Source organism: Paenibacillus sp. FSL L8-0333 (assembly GCF_037965665.1).
Taxonomy (GTDB): Bacteria; Bacillota; Bacilli; order Paenibacillales; family Paenibacillaceae; genus Paenibacillus_AQ; species Paenibacillus_AQ odorifer.
Genome location: NZ_CP150186.1, coordinates 5,979,267 through 6,002,636 on the forward strand (window position 1 = coordinate 5,979,267; position 23,370 = coordinate 6,002,636).

The following is a 23,370-nucleotide window of genomic DNA, read 5'->3' on the forward strand; positions in this document are numbered from 1 at the left end:
TTAAGCAAAACAGCCCGCCTTGAAACGGACAGCTTATTTTTAAGTGCCCAATGGGTACTACTGGAGTCCGAATCCTTTTGCTGCCGCTATAGCGATATGTTCTGCCATAACCATCACTCTATGCAGTGGAGTAGTCTGCAGCGTCCGATAAGGTTTCGGGCCATTCATATCTACAACGGCCGCCAAACTATAGTGACCTACGGCTGGAAGATTTGCCCCCACCGATTGTGCAGGCAGCAGTGGCTCACTCGAAACGAAGTAATATCCAAGCGCGATCGGAGGGCCCAGACAAGCATCTACCGCAACTACAATATGCCCGGAGGGAATCTCAGCCACTCTGGCCACCAAATTATCTGCATCGCAAGGAGACGGCAACGTACCGATTACATGTCGGAAGCCATGTTCCACAAGTTTGCTGCCCGTCAACGGACCGAGTGCATCTCCTGTAGATCGATCTGTTCCGATACAAAGAAACGTGACTTCCTCGGCGGAATGCAGAGCAGCTATTTCCATGAAAAAGGACACCAGTCCAGCATCGTCCATTTTAATGCGTTTTCCGCTTCCCTGTTCTCTGATTGCCAATACATTTGCTCCCTTCGATGATATTTTTTGATTTCATGCCTTTAATTTAACATGATTTCAGTGAACCCGACAAAAAAATGGTGGTCAAGCTGCCAAACATGGTAAAATACATGAATCAGTATACAGAGAGGATGTTTTAACCTAATGGATTTAACAAAGCCTAGTCAGGAAAATGTTGAGTATATGATCGAGGCTATCAAAAACAAATTAAAAATGGCCAGTGCTGCGGCGATGCAAGCCTCCGCTTTTTCAGTAGATCATTATGAAGATATCTATGATGTATATGAGGTAGCCATGGGCAGCGACAGACTGAGTATTTCTCAGGTGGAAGCACTCGTCTCCGAACTCGGCCGTCTACGTCATAAATAATAGTTCTCCCTATACAAGAAGAAACGATGTTGCCGTCCTTTAAAGATGACCACCGCTTCTCGTAGAAAAAAGCCCTTCGCTGCGTATCCAGAAGATGGATTCGTAGTCGAAGGGCTCTTTTTATATGATCCTACTTTATGAAATTAAGCTTGAACTCGGTATCCGCATGGCCTACTCGTGTACCCCCGTCATTGTAAATCACGCCTGAAAATGCATTGCGCAGCTTTTCCAAGGTATTTTTCTGACTATAACCAATTTGGTTTAAAATTCCCTGTACAATAAGTCCCCACTCTTCTTCCGACCCATCCAGAATCTTGAAGGCAATCCCCAGTCGCTCACGGCGTAAACCGAAGCAATACACACCCTTAAATCCACCTTTAGCAATAATATTATCATCTTCCAAAAGAATAGAATCAAGGCGACCAGATCCAGAAACCATCTCCGGATAAGCATTCATTGCCGTTGTAATAGTAGTAACCGCTTTGCGAGTAGCTTCATCTGCAATCAAATCCGGATTGGCTAATTTCAAATAGGCTGTCGCCAAGGCGGTCAGAGGCAGAGCAAATACCGGAAGTCCACATCCGTCCGTACCTAAACCGATGCTGTCTGGGGCCACACCAGCCATATAAGCAATGGTGTCGATAATCTCACGCTGCACCGTTTGCTCCGGCTGTGAGTATTCTTCAAGCGGCAAACCTTTGAGCTTACTGTAAGCTAAGATGCCCATGTGCTTGCCCGCACAGTTATGATAGAACTTTCTTTTGCCCGCACCACGAATGGCGTTCTCCCTGCTGGAATAATCCAGCGGGTAACTCGTTGCACAGATCATTTGTTGCTCATCGATGCCAATCTTGGAGGATATGCTCTCTAGCGCAGCAACATGGTAGCTCTCTCCCCGATGAGAGGCGGTCATCAGGGCAACCTCTGCGGGAGTAAAGCCGTAATGCTCCACGATCCCCCCACGTACGCCTGGAATAGCCTGAAGGGGTTTAGCAGCTGAACGGGTGAACGATACAAATTCCGGGTCACCTGCATACCCCATTAAATTTCCATTCTCTCCTACGATGGCAATATGCCCACTATGGACACATTCCAGCAAATCCGCCCGATACTCTCGTACTAATACGGTTTCCAAAATATCTCTCCTCTTTTCTCTAGATGCTCTATAACTCACAAGGACTTATTAGTATTCACATTTAATAAATGCTAGAAAATAACCCCGTGCTCCGGGGATTTTTGAGTACTCCACAAACTCCCTTAAGTGTTGGTTCCATGAGGAATTCTACTCCTATTTTCATTATTCTTCAATCCTGTCCACACCAAGAAGATTATAGAAACCGGATAAAATATAAAAAACCGCTTCCTTCTCAGAACCTTGATCTCTGAGTAGAAAGCGGTTTTTATCGAATTCAGCGTAGCTTCACAAGGGTAGCGCAGTTCGCCTTATCCTTTGCTTGCACCTGCGGTAAGGCCATCCACCAAGAAACGCTGTAGGAAAATGAACAGCAGCGTGACTGGGAGAGCGACCAATACCGCTCCGGCAGCGAACAACGTAAACTCGGTTGAGTTGCTCTGGTTCACCATCCGGTAAAGCCCAACGGCGAGCGTTCTTGTATCCTCCGTGCGCAATACAAGGTCGGCGAATATAAAATCCACAAAGCAGCCGTTGAAAATCATAAGGCTGGCATAGGTGAGCATCGGCTTAGATAACGGGATCATGATAGAAAGGAATACTTTCATATGGCTCGCCCCATCCATTCGCGCAGCATCTTCCAAGCTTTTAGGAATCGTATCAAAAAAACCTTTAGCCACAAAAACATTCGTGATAATAGCGCCGCTACTGTATACGAGCACAAGTGCCCAATGAGAATTCAGTAGCCCAAGTGTGTTCAGCAGCACGTAAACTGCAATCATAGCCATAAATCCCGGAAACATCTGCAGAACTAGGAGCGCGGTTAGTGTAGTTTTTCTGCCCGTAAATCGATAACGAGAAATGGCGTACGAAGTCAGCAGCAGCAAAAAGGTGCCGAGCAGCGTAGACAACGCCGCAATCTTTAGCGTATTCATGAACCATAACAAATATTTAGTTTGCTCAAACAGTTCCTTGTAATGAACAAAGGTAAAATTCTTAGGAATCAATGAGTCACTGAACAAACTGTTTCCTGTTTTGAACGAAGACATAATAATCCAGAAGGCTGGGAAAAGACTAATAAAACTGAGCACAATCAGCAATAAATGGCTTCCAAACGTTTTTAACGCTTCCGTCAGTCTTAGCTTCATGCAATCATATCCTCCTCTTTAAAGGATCGCGTCCGCCGGTAGCTCCAGATGGAGAATGTCGCGACCATCAGGAAGATGACAATCCCGATGACAGAAGCAAAGCTATACTGCGACTGGTTCAGCGCCAGTTTATAAAGCCAAGTCACCAGCAAGTCAGTGTGGCCCGCGTACTGGTAGTTGGGATTAACCGGTTCTCCGTTAGTCATTAGATAAATGACATTAAAGCTGTTAATGTTGCCGGCAAACTGCATAATCAGGATAGGTGCGGTTGCGAACAATACCATGGGCAGCGTAATCATGCGGAATTTATAAAATGACCCAGCACCGTCTACTTCTGCCGCTTCATACATATCCTTCGGAATTGTTGTCAGCACCCCGAAGGCCAGAATCATGGTCACCGGAATGCCGATCCACATATTAGCCAGAATTACAGTGACCTTAGCCCAGAAAGGATTGGTTAGCCAGGCCACACCCTCCAGTCCCAAGGCTCTTAAATAACTATTGATCGGTCCGAATTGATTATTGAACATATTGCGCATGACGAGCAGAGAAATCATATTGGGAATAGCGAACGGAACGATCAGAAGTGTGCGCCAAAGCTTTTTGCAACGGACACGGGGCTGGTGAATAAGTACTGCAATGAGCACACCTCCAATGTAAGTCGTCGCAGTAGCAATAACCGCCCAGATCAAGGTCCAAGTCAGCACTCCACCGAAGGTGGAACTCCAGACATCCAGACTAAGCATTTTATTAAAATTACCGAAACCCACCCAGTCTACCAGATGTGCTGGCGGTAAAATCGGGTCGGCATAGTTCGTAAACGCCAGTAGCACCGAAAAAACAAGTGGTAATATCGTCAGAAAAACCACAGCCACAAAGGGAATCGCGAGGACAAGATAGGCAAAATTCCTCCGCCCCATAGCTCTGAGCGATTCAGCGAATGAATGAATGGGCTCTTTCCGGTCCCGTGCAGCTCCAACTAGGAATGCATCTCTGATGTTCAGTAAATGAAAAGCTGTATAAAAGAGCAGCGCCAGCAATGCCATTAGCCCATTGATCATCATAAAAATGGAGTGGTCGCCTTCCACCATCCGGGTTAATTTGCCTACCTTGACCATACGGCTTGGAAATTCCCCAAGCGTAATTAAGCCATGCAAATGTCCCATCAGATCATTAGCAATATAGAAGATTCCAGCAGACCCCACCAGCAGGAATACCAATCCTTTCAGCCACTGCCGGTTGTAGAACTGGCCCAGTCCCGGAATAATAGCCGAGAGTAACGCTGCGCCTGTTTTTTTCCTCATGGTTAAATCACCTGCCCTTTACTTCGACTCCAGATCGGCCTGAATCGTGGTTACAGTCTTATCCAGCGTCTGTTTAACATCAAGATTCGAGTCGTTCCACAGGGACACAAACGCTGCTTTTAGGGGTTCCCAGACGGATTTGATTTCTGAAACGGAAGGCATTGGAACGGAATTTTGGAATTGCTCGAAGAATCCGCCAATAATAGGGTCATCTTTGATTTCCGGCGCTTCTCCAGCCTCTATACTCGCAGGAATCGCTCCCGTCATCTCAAAGTTCTTAAGCTGGTTCTCCTTGTTGCTTGCAAAATGTGCGAACAAACGGCCTGCGACCGGATATTCCGTATATGAGTTAACATAATACGATTTGACACCGGAGAAAGAAAGACTGTCTTGACCGTCAGGTCCCTTTGGAAGAGGAGCCACACCCAGGTTAACATTTTCCTTAAACGCCGCTATGGACCATGGCCCATCGATATTCATCGCCAGCTTACCTTCTTGGAATAATTGGGTTTTCACGTCATAAGTGATATCTCCTGCATTCAAAGGCAGAATTTTTTTGAGGCTCTGCAGAAACGTAAATCCTTTGATAGTGCCCTCATTGTTCAATCCAATATCCTTGAAATTCGTATTGTTGTCTCCGTAAATATATCCGCCGAAGCTGCCAATAAACGGATAGCTGTAATATCCGACGAATTCCCACATGATTGCGAATTTGTTTTCCTTCGGATTGTTGTACGTATCTGCAAAAGCAATCACATCATCCCACGTTTTAGGAGCGTCAGGAATCAGGTCCTTGTTGTAGAACAGCGCATAGGTTTCCACCGATTTAGGATAACCGTAAAGAATGCCATCATAAGACGATGCCTGAACGGCTGTTGCCACCATCGTTGATTTGGTTTCTTCCTCAAAAACATCGTTTGGCAAAAGCAGCCCTGCTTTTACGGCTTGCCCGATCTGGTCATGGGGCAGAGTCAACACATCTGCAGCAAGTTTAGACGGACCATCCGTCGCCAGTCTTGCGCCTTGATCGCCACCCGCCATTTCCTCAACCGTGACGGGAACACCATATTCTTTTTCGAAATCAGCAGCTACCTGCTTCATGTATTCAAGCTGCTCCTTGGCTTCCCAGACCATAAGTTTGGCCCCTGCTTCTGGCTTCATTTCCTCATCAGTGGTTTTCTCTTCGGTATTTGTCTCATTTGTGGTTCCCCCCGGCTCGTTCACTGCGGAATTCGGACTCGAATTCGGCTTTGATGCGGAGTTCCCATTGCCAGAACCGCATGCGGTGACCGTCAAAGTTAACAGCAGGCATAGGACTAAACTAAATGTTACCGCTTGCATTTTGGAACGTTTACTCTTCTTCATTTGCTCATCTCCCCTTCGATCATGAGTGATTAAACCTAACCCGCATTGAAAAAAAGCATATAAAAAAAGGTACAACCTCATTTGCACAAAGTGCCGAGGTTGTACCTTTGCAGGTAACAGTGCCTTTAATTTGAATGCGTGTTATGAAAAATCAAGTTCGTTCGCCCTCATTCTATAATATCCATAATTTTGATTGCAATCAGGGTATAAGTCCAAACAAGACGGTTTAACAAAGTTTATCTTATCTTTTCTCTTATTTTCTCTTTATTCCTACCACATACTAAATATTCCATATTGTAAATTATTGTGAAATAACCTCTTGCTTTGCTCTTGAGGGTTATGGTAAGATGCAGACAAATTTAAAGGCAATGAAACCGCCAAGGGTTCAACCTCTGAAAATCATGAGGTTGGCCCTTTTTTGCGTTTACATGCCCGAAGGGATGGAAAATGAGTATGATTCAACCGGAAGCCGTTTATCACCGTATGGGACAAAATTGGTCATATGCCTACGATGAGTCTACACTTCATATTCGCCTAAGAACTAAGCGGGACAACGTATCACAGATCGACCTTTTCTGTGGAGATAAATTTGGCTGGGACAAAACGCATGAGGTCATTCCAATGCAGCGCCTCGCTTCTGACGGCTTGTTCGATTACTGGCAAGCCTCCGTCCGTCCTGTTTACCGCAGACTCGCGTATTACTTTGCGCTTTATAACAAAGACGAAGTCCTTTATTTTTTGGAAAAAGGATTTTATCCAGAGCCACCTGCTGTTGTATATGAGGGTCTGTTCGACTTTCCATTTTTGAATCGTGAAGATGTGCACTCCCCTCCATCTTGGGTGAAAGATGCAGTATTTTATCAAATATTCCCGGAGCGTTTCGCGAATGGTGATCCCACCAACGATCCGACAGATGTACTCGAATGGGGCGGCACACCGAGTCCTCGGAATTTCTTCGGAGGAGACTTGCAGGGTGTACTAGATCATTTGGATTATCTCTGTGAATTGGGCATCAATGCTATATATTTTAATCCTCTATTTGCGGCAACCACCAATCATAAATACGATACAGAAGATTATTACTTGGTCGATCCTCATTTTGGCACCAACACATTGCTGAAAGAGTTTGTGGACTCCTGTCATTCCAAAGGCATCCGTGTCATCCTGGACGGTGTCTTTAATCATTGCGGCCATACCTTCCCGCCGTTTGTTGATCTGCTCGCGAACGGGCAATCTTCGCGTTATGCCGATTGGTTCCATGTACGCGAGTGGCCGCCACAGGTCATCGACGGAATTCCCACCTATGACACATTTGCATTCGAGCCTATCATGCCTAAATTCAACACTGAGAATCCTGAAGTCATAGAATATCTACTGAATGCAGGCCGCTATTGGATCGAGGAAATCGGTATAGACGGCTGGCGGCTTGATGTCGCAAATGAAGTCTCACATTCGTTCTGGCGGCAATTCCGCAGTACGATCAAAAGCGTTAATCCAGAGGCCTATCTCGTAGGAGAAATCATGCATGATTCCTTGCCGTGGCTGCTTGGCGATCAGTTTGACGCCGTTATGAATTACCCGCTAACGAATATTCAAATTAATTTTTTCGCCCACGGACAGATCAATGCTGCACAATTCTCTCAGTTGGTTGCTACTATGCTAGCGAATTATCCGCAACAAATTACGGAAGCCGCCTTTAATCTGCTAGACAGCCATGATACAGTTCGTTTCCTGACACTTTGTGGCGGTGACATCAGGAAGTTAAAGCTGGCCGTTTTGTTCCAGATGACCTTTCAGGGAGCACCCTGTATTTATTATGGCGATGAAATCGGCATGGATGGCGGATACGACCCGGACAACCGAAAATGCATGGAGTGGGACTCCCAGAAACAGAATCAAGAATTGCTCGAATACTATCGCTGGACGATCAGCCTTCGTAAATCTCATCCCGCATTCCGGAGCAGTGGATTTAAAGCGCTGGAGATTCCGGGTTATCCAAAGCTGCTTGTATATGAGCGGTGGGACAAACAAAGCCGATTCATAATCGTATTGAATAATGAAGATGTTATGGCCGATGTCATCATTCCTGTAACCGGGGCAGACATGATATGGGTAAACCTAAAGACGCAGAAGCGGACTGAATCCTCCACATCCCAGCTGTATCTGAATCTGCCTGAATTCGGCTATGCGGTACTCCAAGCCGTTAATGATTAATCCGTAACATTCTAAATTCAATCGTAGAAGGATGGAGACATATGCTGCATATCACAGCCTGTCTTCGCCCTTCTTTTTGCGCATAAACAAATGTTGATAAAGTCTCAAAAACGCGGTTTATATGACCTAAAGCCATCTAGGTTACCGTATCCTCCCTTAACCTCCCGTAATCTCCCCCTTGCTCTTCAACTGTTTCAGCCCATACGCCAAAGTTTATATACGAAGTAAGATAAATTATAAGGAGTGATTGGTGATGAGTAACGTAGAACATGAAGTAGAGAACGGAAGCAGCTTATTAAAAGGTATCTTTATTGGTAGCTTAATTGGTGCCGCAGCAGCCCTGCTATTTGCACCAAAGCCTGGCCGTGAAATGCGCAGTGATCTGTCAGATAAACTTTCTCTAGCTACAGACAAGACCAAAGAAGTTGCTGGTGCCGTAACTGACAAAACCAAAGCTATTGCGACAACAGTTGGCGAAAAAGCAACCGATTTGGCTAGTACGGTATCAGATAAAGCCTCTGATATCTATACCACTGTCAGTGACAGCAAACAACAGATTGCCGCCACTCTTCAAGAGGCTGGAAGTAAAATTGGTGACACTGTAAGTGAAGCCTCAAGCAATGTAAGCTCGGATGTTAAAGACGCCTCTAAAGACGTAGCTGATGAAGCCAAAGCATCCTCTAAAGAGGTTGCCAATCAGGCTAAGGATGCGAAAGAGGATGTAAAATCCTCCTATAAATCCAATTACTAATCTGCGGCATCATACAGCTATCACTTTAACAAACAACAGCCAGCTGACCGCAGCTGGCTGTTGTTTAGTTATACCTTTATTCACATCAGCAGATACAACTAGACATTCAATTAATGCCCGTTAGGGCTATAGAAAGCAGGGATGGCGCATGGCAGATTCAAATAACCAAACAAAACCTTATGAAATTGATGAACATCCTTTCGAGTTGCGACATGAAGTGAAACGCTTAAACAGTCGTCTTGATAAGATCGCTCACTCACTGGAAAAATCAGAATTCAAGGACATTCTCGACAACTATTCAGATCCGAAAAAAAGAATCATCACAAACCTGATGGCCGGTATATCTCGGGGACTTGGACTATCTCTCGGAACATTTGTAGTCCTTGGTTTATTAGGCTACATTCTTAGTCTTTTTCTTAATGTTCCAGTAATCGGAGAGTATCTTGGCGAAATTAAAAAATACATTGATGCTAATAGCTAACCGCAAGACTATCGATCTATTCCCCAACTATCGACCGCTTCCCCCGCTTGTCCGTCTAATCCTCTAGGTTGGACGGACAAGCGGGGGAATAAGTCTACAATAGTATACAAATAAAGGACATGCGGGTCTCCAGTCAGCGGAGAGAGGCATGTCCTTATCGTCGAAAATGTATACTACCCATACAGGAACTCAATAGGAAGAGTTGGCCATAATCTGCTTTAACTTCTCAGTGGCCCGCTTCTGTATGCGTGAAACGCTCATCTGTGATACCCCCAGCTTCTGGGCGATCGCCCGCTGGGATTGTCCATCTTGGAACGCTAACAGCAGCACCTGCTGCTCCTGTTCCTTCAATTGACCTAGTGCTTGTTGCAAATCCATACGTTTCTCTACGGTCTCGTAATCATTTGCGTCAGAGCTGATCAGCTCGCCTAGTGTAGCTCCTGTCTCCTCTTGAGAAAGGGGCGAGTCTAGGGAGACGTAATGATAACATTCTCTGCCCGCCAGTACTTCTACAGTTTCTTCAACAGACAAATCAAGATAATGAGCAATCTCATCCACCGCAGGCGAACGTTCCAGCTTCACTGTTAGTTCGTCAATCGCGTGTTGAACAAGTGCCCCCTTTTCTTTAATCCGTCTAGGTACCTGTATGTACCAAGATTTATCACGTAGGAAATTCTTCATATGTCCAATCATGCTTTTCATCGCATAGGGCTCAAAAGGGATTCCAAGGCTAATATCATATTGCTGTAATAACCGGATGAGCGCCATTTGCCCGACCTGATATAAATCCTCATACAAGTCGGGGCGGTTGCGGGAAATTTTTCCAGCAGCCATTTTTACCATAGGCTCATATTTCTGTATCAGCACTGTTGCGCGTTCATTATCCTTAGTCTGCTGATATTCCCAAATTTGGGTGACTGCTTCATTCATGGACTCGGGGGGAGTCACCTTATCACTCATACCTTTTCCTCGCTAAAGTTAAGGTGCTTCTTCAAAGTTACTACCGTCCCTCTTCCGGCCTCACTTACGACGCTCACGTCATCCATCAACGCTTGCATTAAGTAGAACCCTAAACCGCCGACCTGAACGTCACTCAACTCTTTATCATGCAGTGTCATACGCTCACTGGACGAGTCTTCCAAACCGTCAAAGCTCTCCCCCTCGTCTTTGACTGTAATGGATAAGGCACTTTCACCCACCTCAAAGATTACATCAACCATTCCGTCTTGTTGTCCATAGGCGTACAATACTGAATTGTTACACGCCTCTGATACAGCTACCTTCATATCTTCAATATCTTCGTAGGTGAAGCCCATTTTTGAAGCAATACCATATAAATTTAACCTAACAATATCCACATACTCTGCGCTAGCCGGCAGCTGAAGAATTACTTTTTGCACATCATCACTCATTCTTTGTTCTATCCTTTCCTAGTGGGAATTCTCTTGGGAGGCAAAAAACTTGGTAATACCAGTCATGTCAAACAGCTTCTGAATTTGGGGAGGAACATCCTCAACCATAAACTTAACGTCCATACCTTGTCTTGATTTCAGGATCGAAAGTAGAATACCAATACCCGTGCTATCGATGTATTTTAATTCTTTAAGATTTATTACTAAATCATGCTTCGTATCACCTACAAGCGGCTCCATTACCAAACGGAAATCGGAAGCAACGGATAGATCAAGTTCACCATTCAGGAAAACCGTACATACATTTTCTTTTGTCTCTGTCTTAGCGTGAAACTTATTACTTTTATGCGTGTTCATAGACGATCTCTCCTGATAAATATTTTCTATATTAATAACCTCATAGTCCTACCTTTGAAACAAATAACATTAAAATATAAACTAGTAAATCTTGGGTTAGGCCTGAAAAATAGATGTATCTGGTTCAACCATCCGATTATCGCTGCTAGAATACCGAGAGATAATCTGCTTAATACTGCTCATCTTAAGTGGCTTGCTGATATAGTCATCCATTCCTGAGGCTTTACAGCGATTCTGAATGCCATCCATGACATTCGCAGTCATTGCAATAATAATAGTCTTCTCAGCCGCCGGACCGCCTTCCCGACGGATTTGGGCGGTTGCCTCCAGGCCATCCATTACTGGCATTTGGAGATCCATAAAGATAAAATCATAGGGCTGCTTAAGCGCCATTTGCACAGCCTGTTTCCCGTCCTCAGCCATATCAGCTTCATAGCCGAGCTTATCTAGCATGCTAACCATCAGACGCTGATTGATAGGATGGTCATCTACAACAAGAATTCGGCTTCTGCTCTCCTGATTAAGAAGAAGATGAGGCGATTCCTCTTCTTGATAACCTCCTGTCAAATCTTCTCCAGGTACGGATGCTTGAATCGTAAAAATAAAGGTAGCTCCTTTTTGCTCCATGGATTCTACCCGTATTTCTCCGCCCATCATGCCTACAAGGGATTTACATATGGCTAAACCAAGCCCTGTCCCCCCGTATTTCCGTGTCATTGAAGAATCCAGCTGTGAGAACGGTTGGAATAATCGGTCGCATTTCTCTGGAGAAATACCAATCCCTGTATCCATGACCGTAAACTCGACTTCTACCTTGTGCCCAGATGTTTCTTTGATGGAAGCGACTAAATAGACACCGCCCTGATTTGTAAATTTAACTGCGTTAGCAATCAGATTAATTAATACTTGGCGTAGACGAGCCATATCTCCATATAAAAGTCTAGGCAACTTCTGATCGATAAAATAAGCGAGCTCCAGGTTCTTTTTTCCCGCTTCCACCGAAAAGAGGCTGAACACCTCTTGAATACATGTGCGAAGTTCGAACAGCTGCTCTTCGATTTCCATTTTACCGGATTCCATTTTGGTGAAATCAAGAATATCGTTTATAACCGTAATCAACGTGTCTGCACTTTTCCGAATGATCTCGGAATACTCCTTCTGCTCAGGAGCAAGGTCAGTCTCCATTAATAAATCAATCATACCCACTACGCCATTCATTGGTGTACGAATCTCATGACTCATCATAGCCAGAAATTCCGACTTCGCTTTGGAGGCGATCTCCGCCTCTTCCTTAGCCTTTACGAGCTCACTATTTATGATTTCCAGCTCTTTCGTCTTTTGCTGCAGCAGCATGGTCTGAGTCTGATGTTTTTTGCTCGTAATATACATCTCGACAAAACCTTGTATCTTAGACTTCAGAATTTGTGGAATGAAGGGTTTAACCATATAATCAATAGCCCCTGCAGAATAGCCCGCGAATAAATGCTCCGCTTCCTTACTATTCGCAGAGATAAAGATAATCGGAATTTCCTTTGTTTTTTCTCTGGCTTTAATCAACTTTGCGGTCTCGATCCCATCCATACCTGGCATCTGCACGTCCAGTACGATGACAGCAAAATCATACCTTAACAAACACCGCAGCGCTTCTTCGCCGGAGGTGGCTTTGACTAGCTCATAATGCTGGCTTTCAAGTACCGCCTCCAGCGCCAGCAGATTTTCAGGACGGTCATCTACTAGTAGTATATGAATTGGTTCTTGAAACCCCATAGGACCACCCTCCTTCATGCGTTATTTTATGTTACGGTATATTTTCTCTACTCTGTCCAAAGACTCATAACAATCGCTGTACTTCGTAAAGTGAATGGATTCTTTAGAGCCTAGAACAAGTATTCCAAAACGACTTAAACTTTCATGAAACAAGCCGTGTACATGATCACGCAGCTCATCATTGAAATAGATCATCACATTGCGGCAGAAAATAACATTAAACTCATTAAAAGAAGTATCTGTAGCTAAGTTATGCTCAGCGAATATAATGTTTTTGCGTAAATATGGCTGTAAAATAACCGAGTTATACTTCGCTGTATAGTATTCAGAGAATGCCCGGGTACCTCCCGCCTCCAAATAATTCTTAGTGTATTGCTTCATTCTACTAATATCATAGACGCCTTCTTTAGCCTGCTGTAAAGAACGCTCATTCATATCTGTGGCATAAATCCGAGCCTTATCGTAAAGCCCTTCTTCATGAAGCAGGATGGCCATAGAGTATACTTCTTCACCAGTGGAGCATCCAGCATGCCAGATACGAATATAGGGATAAGTCCTCAACAACGGAACTACCTTCTGGCGAAACGTTAAAAATAACCCCGGGTCCCTAAACATTTCGGTAACCGGAATGGAGAGACTATAGACAAATCGTTCAAAACAGGCGCGATCATGCAGCACCTTTTCTTGCAGCGCGGATATGCTGTGTACATTCTCCGCATGCACATGATGCCAGATACGCCGCTTCAAAGAAGGCAACGCATAATTCCGGAAATCATACCCATATAAACGGTGTACTCCATCAAGGAGCAGCTCGATCTCAATTTGCTCCAACTCGTCACTTCCTACCATAACGGGCTGCTCCTCATATCCGTGTTCTATCGCTTTCATTGTTATCCCGACTCCCTTATTAACACACCGTGATTCTAGTCATGTTAGTTCTTAAAAAGGTATTACCCCAAATTTGAGTTTACGAATACAACCAGACACGCATTAACGAAAGAAGTTGACCTGTTGCGATCGGTTTCTTCATATAATCAGAAGCTCCCGCTTCAATACATTTGGCGCGATCCTCTTTCATTGCTTTGGCGGTAAGCGCAATAATAGGCAGTTTCTGATATTGCGGCATTTCACGGATTCGGCGCATAGCTTCATATCCGTCCATTTCCGGCATCATCATATCCATAAGCACGAGATCAAAATCTTCTTGCTCTACCAGCATTTCCAGCGCTTCACGTCCGTTCTCCGCAAACTTCACTTCCATGTGGTATTCTTCCAGTACACTAGAGAGTGCAAAAACATTACGAATATCATCATCGACGAGCAGTATTTTCTTCCCTTCGAATAACTCTTCCTTGTTATGCAGCTTCTGCAAAATTTTACGTTTATCTTCCGGAAGATTAGCTTCTACCCGGTGCAAGAACAACGTTGTCTCATCCAGTAGTCGTTCCGGAGAACGAACATCCTTGATAATTATGGATTCAGCATACTTGCGGAGCTGTGTCTCTTCTTTGCTATCTAAATCCTTACCTGTATAAATAATAATAGGAAGATCGTTTAATTCCTCATCATCACGAATCTGATCCAGCAGTTCAAAGCCGTTCATATCCCCAAGCATAAGATCCAGAACCATACAATCATATCTCTGCTTGCGCAGCTCCATCAGTGCCTCATTGCCGGTTGATACCGCGGTAATAGCTACATCATCATGACCAATCAATTCCATAATGGAACGACGTTGAATCTCATCATCTTCTACAATCAGAAGGTACTTCACAGTGCTGGACGTATAGTTCTCAATTTGTGAGAAAGCCCGCTCCAATGCTTCTCTTGAAGATGGTTTTCTTAGATATGCCATAGCTCCCATCATCAATCCTTGCTTCACTTCATCGTTCACTGAGATAACATGAACAGGAATGTGACGGGTCTGAGATGCACTTTTCAGCTCTCTAAGAATGGTCCAGCCGTCCATTACAGGCAGCTGTATATCGAGAATAATCGCATCTGGCAAATAAGTTTTTGCCATCTGCAGTCCAATATCGCCTTGAAGCGCTACTAAGCCTTTAAATCTGCGACCACGAGCCATGTCTAGCAAAATTTTCGCAAAGCTTTCATCATCTTCAATAATAAGCAGGACTTTGTCATTCGCCGTCAAATTGTCACGGTCATCCTCAATTGTCAGTTGTGGAAGGGGTACGTTAACGGCTGCTGGCACTAAGGTTGGAAGCATGTCTCCAATATATTCATCATATGTTGAATCCTCTTTGGACACAGCAGCTTCTATTTCTGCAGGTTGTTTACTGTAATTTGCCTTCACCGGCAAATACAAAGTGAAGGTACTGCCTTGCCCCTCACGGGATTCGAGCACAATAGCTCCACCCATTATACGAACCAATTCACGGCTGATCGACAATCCCAGGCCCGTGCCTCCATATTTACGGCTGGTTGTTCCGTCTACTTGCTGGAAGGCTTCGAATACAATATCTGTTTTGTCAGCCGGAATACCAATGCCACTGTCCTTCACAGCAATAGCAATATATTCATTATCACTCGGCAGATTTAGTGGCAAGAGATTAGTATCTGCCGGGCTAACTGAAAACTCGATAAAACCTTCGGTTGTAAATTTAAAGGCATTGGAAAGCAGATTTCTTAAGACCTGCTTCAACCGATGACTATCGGCAATTACGCTATCTGGCAGCGGCTCGTTAAAGGCTATCCGTAAGGAGAGTCCTTTTTTGAGCGCCTGTGGAGCAAAATTCTGCTTCACAAAGCTTTTCAGCTCAGTCAGTTTAATTTCTTCATGATTCAGTTCCATTTTTCCTGCATCAACCTTGGACAGGTCTAAAATTTCATCAATCATCTTAAGCAGGTCAGCACCTGACATATAAATCGTATGGGCAAATTCAACCTGCTTCTCCGTTAAATTACCATCCTTGTTCTCGGTAAGCAGCTGGGACAAGATCAGCAGACTGTTGAGCGGCGTCCGCAATTCATGGGACATGTTCGCCATAAATTCTGATTTATACTTACTAGTCACGGATAATTGCATAGCCTGTTTCTCTAGCTGAACCTTAGCATGCTCAATTTCATCTTTTTTCTCCTCAACCTCCTGCACTTGCTCCTCTAGTGCACGAGTCTTGGCGACGAGTTCCGTATTGTAATGTTCCAGTTCCTCCTGCTGACGTTGCAGCAGTTCTTCTGAACGCTTAAGTGCGTCCGTCTGCTCTTCCAAGTTCTCATTGGAACGACGCAGTTCTTCTTGCTGAGTCTGCAGCTCTTCTGACTGACATTGCAGTTCTTCCGTAAGTGCTTGTGACTCACGCAGTAATTTCTCTACAATCAGACGACGACTAATATTATTGAAAATAATGCTTAAATTATTCGCAAGTTGTTGCAGCAAATCATTTTTCAGACTGCTAAATGGCTGGAATGAAGCGAATTCTACTACACCGAGCAGCTCGTCTTCAAAAATAAGCGGATGAATGGAAATATATCCTGGCTGTGAATCCACAAAGCCGGATTTCACGGAGATATAATCTTCAGGAGCCCGCTCCAATCTGATTGGGTGCATATCAAGCGCACTTTGTCCTACGAGTCCTTCTCCAATCACAAAACCTTCCTTTGGTTTCTTATCGCTATCTACTGCATAATAACCACTGCTTCGCAGAAAATCGGGACGGTTAGCATCCTTTAAATATACTGCCCCAAACTGGGCTCCCAGCACAGGGGTGAACTCGTTGATAAAGGTCTGTGAGACCTGATCCAATGAGCTAACCCCCCGGAGAAGTTCTGTCACCTGAGCAACATTTGCATTCAGCCAGGATTGATCATTCTGCGCCTGTGCATAGGCCTGTTCCATTTGCTGTTTCTCTTCAAGATCTAAAGCCATTTTCTTAAAGACAAGGGCAACCTCACCAATCTCATCTTTAGAAGTAACCTTGATGCGCCTTATAGCCCGAATTCTGCCGTTGCCGAAGCTGGTAATCATCATCGAAACGACGTTAAGCCCCCGCGTAATGCTTGGAATGATCCATAGAACAACTCCAAGTCCAAGTAGTAGACCCACAATCATCATCAAGATGACCATCTGAGTAGAGCTTTGATAGGCATCTTTAGCTTTTGCGCTCTCTTCATTCATAATAAAGGCATTATAATCAGAGAGACTGTTCAGAGCGTTTAATACCGCATTCTGAATCGCTTGTCCCTCTGTGTTAGAATACGTGCTGGCATTCTGGAAATAACCAGCTGATAGCAGCTTCAATATTTTTTCCTGATAATTTAGATAGATCGTATAAGAATCATCAATTTGAGTAACGATCTGCATCTCTTCAGCGCTAGTCATTGATTCTTTTATTTTGTCGTAGTGCTCATTCGCCTTAGCTATTTTTTTATCAATCTCTTTTTTTTGTGATTCTACCGTTGATGTATCAGCGCTTAACATGGTCGTCGTTAATATTCGCGCCATATCATTCACTTCTCCACGCATACCTGAAGAAGAACGCCCCTTCATATATCTATCCTGGTAACCCTCAAGCTGACCATTCATATAATCCAAACGATCGTATCCAATCATAGTAAGTGCCAGCATAATCGCCAGCATCGCACTAAAACCAATTAAGAGTTTAGCCTTTATTTTCATCCTCATTCTGTTCCCTTCTTCAGTGAGATCCACACTATACATTTGTCATCGTCACGCTCTTTAGGAACATCAGCATTGAAAAAAGCAGCCCGTATAGTTTCTTCCTTCCATTCATGCTCAACATTTAAATGCTTAATCATGAACTTCAGCTGCTCTTCCTGTTCACCCTCAACCAGCTCCAGCAGACCATCTGTATAGAGAACCAAATGCCCTTCATCTTCGTAGGTCAAGCTCTGAGGCTGAATATCAATCCGTTCAAACAGGCCTACAGGGTGACAATTACTTTCCAGCAAGACCGGAGTCTTAGCTGTGCCCTCAAAAAACAGCGCAGGTGGATGCCCAGCGTTAACATAGTCAATACGCTTTATACGAGTGTCAATCACAAGATAAATCGTCGTAAAATAGTATTGAATCAGCTTTTTCTCAATATAAAGTTGGTTAAACCTTCGATTGAGTTCCTGAATTACCTTTTCCGGCTCTACATAGGTAGTTACCGTATCCTTTAATACTGACGCAAGGAACATGCAAAAAAGAGATGATGATATACCGTGTCCCATAATGTCTAGGAGGATTACGCCATATCGGCCATCACCAAGGGGATACCACGCATATAAATCACCCGCCAATTCAGAGGAAGGCTGATAGATAGCATGCACCTCGAAATTCTCTTCCTGCAGCGGCAGGCTGAGTACAGCATTCTGCACAAGCGCAGCCAGTCTCAACTCCTCCTGGATTCGCTGATCCCGTTCTTTATGCCAATCTTTCTCACGTTTCAACCGCAGAGCAAGCCGAATCCGGGCCATTAGCTCCACTTTATTAATAGGTTTCGTAACATAATCTACTGCACCTGCATCCAGCGCTTCGGCCAATTTCTTAGAATCGCCTACAGCTGTAACCATTATTATTGGAATATCCTTAAGATGTTCGTATTGCTGCACAACACGACATGCTTCAATCCCATCCATTTCTGGCATCATCATATCCAGTAAAATCAGATCAATATCTGACATCCGGGGACGTCCATCTTCACTCCCAGAACCGATTCCAAGCCGTTCCAACATCTCTTTGGCAGAAGATGCGGTTACGAAATTTCGGTAATCTTCTTTTTTCAGGATTTCACGGATAATGATAACATTAGTCGGATTGTCATCCACGATTAAGATTCTCATCATCTTCACCTCACACGAATAGTATTACGACCGTAAAATTCTGCAAACCTACTAACTATATCATACGCTATTTTACAGTGTTATTTCTATTTTCATAATATGTAAATATAGTCATAGGATCAATTTACGTATTCAGCAAAGTAACCTCCAGCCCCACTATACCTAGTGGTTCTGGAGGTTACTCTATTCTAAAGACAGCCTATGTTTATTAACCAATTTGCTCAAATATGAAACACATTAGGAAGAAATACTATCAAATAAATCAATTCCTTCAAATTCACCAGCCAAATTTCGATATATTTTGAGTGCATTATTCCCTCTCATATATACATCCCCATCTTCAGCTATAAAATACGGTTTGCCCAAAGTATCTTGCAAATTATCTCTTACAGGATCGATTTCTACACCATCTACATGTAAACCAAACTGCCGTGCTTGCGGAGGTGAAACATGTACATAAAGTACCATCCCCTCGCCCACACCCACTGTCACATCTGCGTAGTGGTACTCCACCGTCTCTTGTAATGGATCATTTGTCACCGCAAGTGGATTGCCTTTGGCCAGAAACATTTCTTCCTTTGTGGCATATAAAGCAACACCTTGCAGAGAATCAAAGTCATTGATATATGGACTGGATTCTGAAGCATGTTCAAATGCGAGAACCGACTTAGGTTGTTCAATAAAAGTAGCGATAGGCGCCAACTGTGGAGACGCATCAAAGTATGGGAAAAGAAGACCAAATAAAAGGATCATCATGTTCATGTTGTGTCCCACCTTTCTTATCTGCAGCCACCGATTACAGAAGCTTTACTATCTTATGCTTAATGACGAAATTTCTTCCAAAGAGTTGCAGCTACGTCTACACCTTTTAGCACTGTAGCTATTTTTCCCGGTGACTTCTCAGTATAAATGGCATCATAGGAGTTAACAGTACGTTCTTCAGCAGGAGTTAGAGGAGCTTCTTTTATAGATACTTCCTTACTTTTCTCCTTCAGCTCACGCGATTTACGATATTTCTCGATCACTGTGACTGACACTTGTTTGACTGTTAAGGTTAGCTCATTCATAACATCACCCAGATTCTTAACAGAATCGATGACTGGGTCAATCTTCTGAATCTTATGCTGTACATCGGCAGTGATTTCATTTGCGTGTCTGACCGTCGTTTTCACTTCATAAGTAAGCTCATCCATCGTCTTCTGTACTTCCACCAAGGTTTGGCTGACTTTGTCGAGTGAATCCTTTGCCGACTTTAAGGTTTTAATTAAAAAGAAAACAAGTACTGCAAATGCAATTGCGACGAGAGCTACACTAAGTTCAATGATCATATTCATAACCCCTTCCATATCTCATAAATATCGGCTAATCAGCCTTGTATACTGCATAGTTACCCCTGCTCCCATAAGCCGAAACATCTTGTCGAGCGTTGTCAAGAGTCCCTCTTCCCTTTTGTTTCAAAATCAAAGTCCCCGTTTATACAATGACTACATTAATCAAAAAAGGATAGGTGATATGTAATGTTAAAATGGTCCGCAATACTACTTGTAGTCGCAGTAATCGCCGGAATCTTTGGTTTCTTCAACCTTGTAGCCGCCGCCGCTGGTCTTGCTAAGATCCTGTTCTTCGTCTTCCTGGTTCTGTTTGTAATTTCTCTCTTCACGGGACGCAGAGGTAGATCTATGTAGTAGCCCCTCATTTTAATGGTGTGACTGTCGTATCCCTCCCATATCTATCCATATATCTTATTCATCATGCAGAAAGTATAGGTCATTCCTGCACGGATGTCACTTGAGAAAATAAGAAATGTTGGATGGGTGGTTCATCACGCATCATTTACGTTTACTAGCATATTAGCAAACAGCGCTTTTGGAAAAAAATACATCCAACCCCTACTAGGAGGAACCAAACATGAAAAAAATCGCCAGCCTTACAGTAGCCTTAGGTCTTATGGCTTCCATTGCTGCTACAGCTTCAGCAGCTGAAGTAACTAACACTACTACGGATCCTGCAACCGTAACTGGAAGCACTTACAGCAATTCTTTTGAAACAATTATCACTCCAGCGGATATGATTCCAGCAACACCACAAATAGTGCTGACCGAGAAAACACCTTTCTACTTTTCCGTCGGAGGTATAATTCCAGCAGGCTGGCTTGGCGTTCAGACTCTTGATACAACAGGTGAAGTTATTTCGGACACTTGGGGTAATGAATGGAGAGAAATCTACACTTGGCTAGGAAAAGCATGGGTTAAGGTTCCTGTAACAGCCAATGTGATCTTACCTTAATTATCAATATGCGAAAAAAGGGTGTCCCAAGAGCCAGAAAAATGGCCGTTGGTACTGCCCTTTTTTTATGTGGAGAGTGCATATTCTGAACAGATAAAACAGGAAGAGCTACCCCCTCAGTAGAGAATTCTACTAAAAGGATAGCTCTCTTGCGCGTACGCCCGCCATCGTTCACCCGTCACAAACATGCGATGCTGTCGCTTCCTGCATTTTTCATATATTTAGCGAATGACCGAACCTCCGTAGAGAAAACGATTCATCCAAGAAGCGCTTAGTTTATCTACTCTTACCCCGCCTGAAGCTACGGAATAAGTTTGTAGAACTTGTCCATCTCCTAGATACATAGCAACATGCGATATTCTAGCTGTAGATTTGTCGATTCCCTCATAAGCAGAAGCAGAATTCCCCTTATAATCCATAAAGAACATTAAGTCGCCGCGCTTCAAATTGGAAATAGACGTAACCATCGTACTATTCGACTTCACCCAATCTCCTTGTTGACGGGAATCCGCCGGCAGTTTGAGATTCGCAGCATCCATAAAAATTTGCCGGATGAAGTCCGAGCAGTCAAAGGTTCTTGTATCATTTCTGCTGGAGCCATACTCATAAGGCGTTCCTAGATATCCCATGCCTGCAGCAATTACCCGTTCGATTTGGGCTGAAGCCCCCGGTGTTGTTATAGGCGGATTGGGTGTAGGTGTAGGTGTAGGTGTAGGTGTAGGTGTAGGCGTTGGTGTAGGCGTTACCGTTCCAGATCCCCCACCGTTTCCTGAAAGTGTACTATATTGATCACTTGAACTTATATATCCGATGCTACCATCCGCCGCTTTAACTTGATACCAGTAACTGTTAGGCTGTGCCAGAACTTCTACTTTTTCTCCCTTATTCAAAAGCTTCATTACTTTTCCGCTTGTTGAAGGTGAAACCCGAAGATTCACACCATACTTAATGGTGCCAGTTTGTGCCGATGGTGTCGTTACTGAAGCAGAGGATACGCTGATATACTTATCTCCTGCACTTGTATAACCCACTGAACCATCAGCCGTTTTTACTTGATACCAATAGCTGTTAGGCTGCGAAAGGATCTGCACTTGATCTCCCTTTTGCAAGTACTTCACTATTTCTCCGTCAGTAGAAGGGGTGCTGCGAAGGCGAACACTAGCCTCGATCACACCTGTTTGAACGGCTGAAGCTGCTGTAACTGAATTAGATGAACTTGAGGCTGCCGCTGCTTGTCCAGGAGCAGATACTCCTAAACCTGCAACAATTGCAGCAGATACTAACAAAGATGCTGTAATTTGCTTATGTGATTTGATCATACGTTCCCCCAAATTCCATGATGAGATTTCAATAAAGGATTGTACTACATTATTCCTTTATGCCCTCATTATAGGCTTGCCCGGGATTTGGAACATGCTCCAAATTTCACATATAATCATGCCACTTTATGGTAACATACAGGTCTAAAGTCTTGATTTCTCCTTGAATATGTGTGTTTTTTCCTTAATATAGCATTTTTAATTTATTTTTTAGGTTCCACGTGCACCTGCACATTCATAATATTATGCATTTTGCTCATTCTTTCTTCGATGGAATCACTTATTTCATGACCTTCCGTCACAGAAATATTCGCATCCACCTCCACTACAACATCCACATGCACATGATTACCATGAACCCGTGCCTTCACATCTTTAATCTCTTCTACTCCCGGCGTTCGAGCAATCGTACTGCGTAGATCCATCAATTTATCTTCATCAAAGCCATCGGTAAGCCGATAGGTCGAATCACGAAAAATATCCCAAGCAGTCTTGGAGATAATGAGTCCGACAAGAACAGCCGCTGCGGAATCAATCCATGGCAATCCAAACTGTGCGCCTACAATCCCAACTGCGGCTCCAACACTGACCATAGCATCAGAAAAATTATCCTTAGCCGCTGCCATAAGTGCCCCACTGTTAATTTGCTTGGCCAGTCTTTTGTTATATATATATACCCCCATCATAGCCACTGCACATACAATAGCCACCCCTGCCGACAAGAGCTGTGGCGTTTCTTTTGTACGATCGAAAAAGGACCGCACCGCCTCTACAATCACTTGAATGCCCACTACCGCCATGATAAAAGAAGCCAACAACGCCGCTACGGTCTCTGCGCGGAAATGCCCATAAGCGTGGTCAGAGTCAGGTGGCTTCCGCGAAATCCGTAAACCCACCAGCACAGCTATGGATGCCACGATATCTGTTAAATTGTTGACCCCGTCCGCTACGAGTGCGCTAGATGCAAATAAATAACCGCAAACCAGCTTGAATGATGATAGGATGAGGTAAGCCGCTATGCTAACCCAAGCTCCTCGTTCCCCTTTACGTATATCTTCGTAAATATCAGTCATCTTGG

The 23,370-nt window shown here is 44.0% G+C and carries 22 protein-coding genes; 6 read left to right on the forward strand and 16 right to left on the reverse strand.

Annotation, left to right across the window (positions count from 1 at the left end; translation table 11 throughout):
* Positions 1-57: 57 nt before the first annotated feature.
* Positions 58-582 (reverse strand): spore protease YyaC, encoded by a 525-nt coding sequence (yyaC, locus tag NYE72_RS26630; protein WP_249267773.1) that lies wholly within the window; start codon positions 580-582, stop codon positions 58-60.
* A gap of 144 nt (positions 583-726) precedes the next feature.
* On the opposite strand from yyaC, the gene NYE72_RS26635 reads away from it, so the two are divergent.
* Positions 727-951: a DUF1128 domain-containing protein gene (locus NYE72_RS26635; RefSeq protein WP_036680203.1), complete on the forward strand. Its 225-nt coding sequence runs from the start codon at positions 727-729 to the stop codon at positions 949-951.
* A 130-nt stretch (positions 952-1,081) separates the two neighbouring features.
* Here NYE72_RS26635 and NYE72_RS26640 read toward each other — a convergent pair whose 3' ends face one another.
* From NYE72_RS26640 to NYE72_RS26655, 4 genes are all read right to left on the reverse strand, one after another.
* Complete coding sequence (locus tag NYE72_RS26640; protein ID WP_036680204.1) at positions 1,082-2,086, reverse strand: asparaginase; 1,005 nt, start codon at positions 2,084-2,086, stop codon at positions 1,082-1,084.
* Positions 2,087-2,394: 308 nt separating this feature from the next.
* Positions 2,395-3,231 (reverse strand): sugar ABC transporter permease, encoded by an 837-nt coding sequence (locus NYE72_RS26645; RefSeq protein WP_036680210.1) that lies wholly within the window; start codon positions 3,229-3,231, stop codon positions 2,395-2,397.
* Positions 3,228-4,535, reverse strand: coding sequence for a sugar ABC transporter permease (locus NYE72_RS26650; RefSeq protein ID WP_076100632.1), 1,308 nt, complete (start codon positions 4,533-4,535; stop codon positions 3,228-3,230). The genes NYE72_RS26645 and NYE72_RS26650 overlap by 4 nt, the downstream gene beginning before the upstream one ends.
* 18 nt (positions 4,536-4,553) lie before the next feature.
* Positions 4,554-5,900, reverse strand: a complete 1,347-nt coding sequence (locus NYE72_RS26655) for a maltose ABC transporter substrate-binding protein (protein ID WP_076179349.1) — start codon at positions 5,898-5,900, stop codon at positions 4,554-4,556.
* A 453-nt stretch (positions 5,901-6,353) separates the two neighbouring features.
* On the opposite strand from NYE72_RS26655, the gene NYE72_RS26660 reads away from it, so the two are divergent.
* The 3 genes from NYE72_RS26660 (at position 6,354) to NYE72_RS26670 (ending at position 9,346) form a co-directional block, all read left to right on the forward strand.
* Positions 6,354-8,114, forward strand: coding sequence for a glycoside hydrolase family 13 protein (locus NYE72_RS26660; RefSeq protein ID WP_076100639.1), 1,761 nt, complete (start codon positions 6,354-6,356; stop codon positions 8,112-8,114).
* Positions 8,115-8,367: 253 nt separating this feature from the next.
* Positions 8,368-8,865, forward strand: coding sequence for a YtxH domain-containing protein (locus tag NYE72_RS26665; protein WP_038573324.1), 498 nt, complete (start codon positions 8,368-8,370; stop codon positions 8,863-8,865).
* A gap of 148 nt (positions 8,866-9,013) precedes the next feature.
* Positions 9,014-9,346 (forward strand): DUF5665 domain-containing protein, encoded by a 333-nt coding sequence (locus tag NYE72_RS26670; protein ID WP_036680215.1) that lies wholly within the window; start codon positions 9,014-9,016, stop codon positions 9,344-9,346.
* A 189-nt stretch (positions 9,347-9,535) separates the two neighbouring features.
* On the opposite strand, the gene NYE72_RS26675 is transcribed toward NYE72_RS26670, so the two are convergent.
* The 9 genes from NYE72_RS26675 to NYE72_RS26715 form a co-directional block, all read right to left on the reverse strand.
* A complete protein-coding gene (locus NYE72_RS26675) occupies positions 9,536-10,306 on the reverse strand; it encodes a sigma-70 family RNA polymerase sigma factor (protein ID WP_036680216.1) in 771 nt (256 codons plus the stop codon).
* Positions 10,303-10,758 (reverse strand): anti-sigma B factor RsbW, encoded by a 456-nt coding sequence (rsbW, locus tag NYE72_RS26680; RefSeq protein ID WP_036680217.1) that lies wholly within the window; start codon positions 10,756-10,758, stop codon positions 10,303-10,305. Before rsbW ends, NYE72_RS26675 begins: the two co-directional genes overlap by 4 nt.
* An 18-nt stretch (positions 10,759-10,776) precedes the next feature.
* On the reverse strand, positions 10,777-11,115 hold the full coding sequence (locus NYE72_RS26685; protein WP_036680220.1) for an STAS domain-containing protein: 339 nt from the start codon (positions 11,113-11,115) through the stop codon (positions 10,777-10,779).
* 96 nt (positions 11,116-11,211) lie between these two features.
* Positions 11,212-12,882, reverse strand: coding sequence for a response regulator (locus NYE72_RS26690; protein ID WP_036680222.1), 1,671 nt, complete (start codon positions 12,880-12,882; stop codon positions 11,212-11,214).
* A gap of 21 nt (positions 12,883-12,903) precedes the next feature.
* Entirely contained in the window at positions 12,904-13,770 is an 867-nt protein-coding gene (locus NYE72_RS26695) for a protein-glutamate O-methyltransferase CheR (protein ID WP_051491113.1), read from the reverse strand.
* Positions 13,771-13,849: 79 nt separating this feature from the next.
* The gene (locus tag NYE72_RS26700; RefSeq protein ID WP_036680346.1) at positions 13,850-17,518 is read right to left on the reverse strand and encodes a response regulator; all 3,669 of its coding nucleotides are present in this window, start codon (positions 17,516-17,518) and stop codon (positions 13,850-13,852) included.
* Between the two features lie 2 nt (positions 17,519-17,520).
* Entirely contained in the window at positions 17,521-18,687 is a 1,167-nt protein-coding gene (locus NYE72_RS26705; RefSeq protein ID WP_038573328.1) for a fused response regulator/phosphatase, read from the reverse strand.
* A 237-nt stretch (positions 18,688-18,924) separates the two neighbouring features.
* Positions 18,925-19,449, reverse strand: a complete 525-nt coding sequence (locus tag NYE72_RS26710; RefSeq protein WP_051491114.1) for a hypothetical protein — start codon at positions 19,447-19,449, stop codon at positions 18,925-18,927.
* A 59-nt stretch (positions 19,450-19,508) separates the two neighbouring features.
* The gene (locus tag NYE72_RS26715) at positions 19,509-20,015 is read right to left on the reverse strand and encodes a DUF948 domain-containing protein (RefSeq protein ID WP_076146325.1); all 507 of its coding nucleotides are present in this window, start codon (positions 20,013-20,015) and stop codon (positions 19,509-19,511) included.
* Between the two features lie 189 nt (positions 20,016-20,204).
* Here NYE72_RS26715 and NYE72_RS26720 point away from each other — a divergent pair, with 189 nt between their 5' ends.
* Together NYE72_RS26720 and NYE72_RS26725 are read left to right on the forward strand one after the other, a co-directional pair.
* Positions 20,205-20,372 carry a DUF1328 domain-containing protein gene (locus NYE72_RS26720; protein WP_036680225.1) on the forward strand — a complete coding sequence of 56 codons (168 nt, stop codon included), beginning with the start codon at positions 20,205-20,207 and terminating at the stop codon, positions 20,370-20,372.
* A gap of 223 nt (positions 20,373-20,595) precedes the next feature.
* Positions 20,596-20,973: a hypothetical protein gene (locus NYE72_RS26725; RefSeq protein WP_036680226.1), complete on the forward strand. Its 378-nt coding sequence runs from the start codon at positions 20,596-20,598 to the stop codon at positions 20,971-20,973.
* A 221-nt stretch (positions 20,974-21,194) separates the two neighbouring features.
* On the opposite strand, the gene NYE72_RS26730 is transcribed toward NYE72_RS26725, so the two are convergent.
* Positions 21,195-22,292, reverse strand: a complete 1,098-nt coding sequence (locus NYE72_RS26730; protein ID WP_076179351.1) for an SH3 domain-containing C40 family peptidase — start codon at positions 22,290-22,292, stop codon at positions 21,195-21,197.
* Positions 22,293-22,495: 203 nt separating this feature from the next.
* Positions 22,496-23,365 (reverse strand): cation diffusion facilitator family transporter, encoded by an 870-nt coding sequence (locus tag NYE72_RS26735; protein ID WP_076104192.1) that lies wholly within the window; start codon positions 23,363-23,365, stop codon positions 22,496-22,498.
* Positions 23,366-23,370 lie beyond the last annotated feature (5 nt).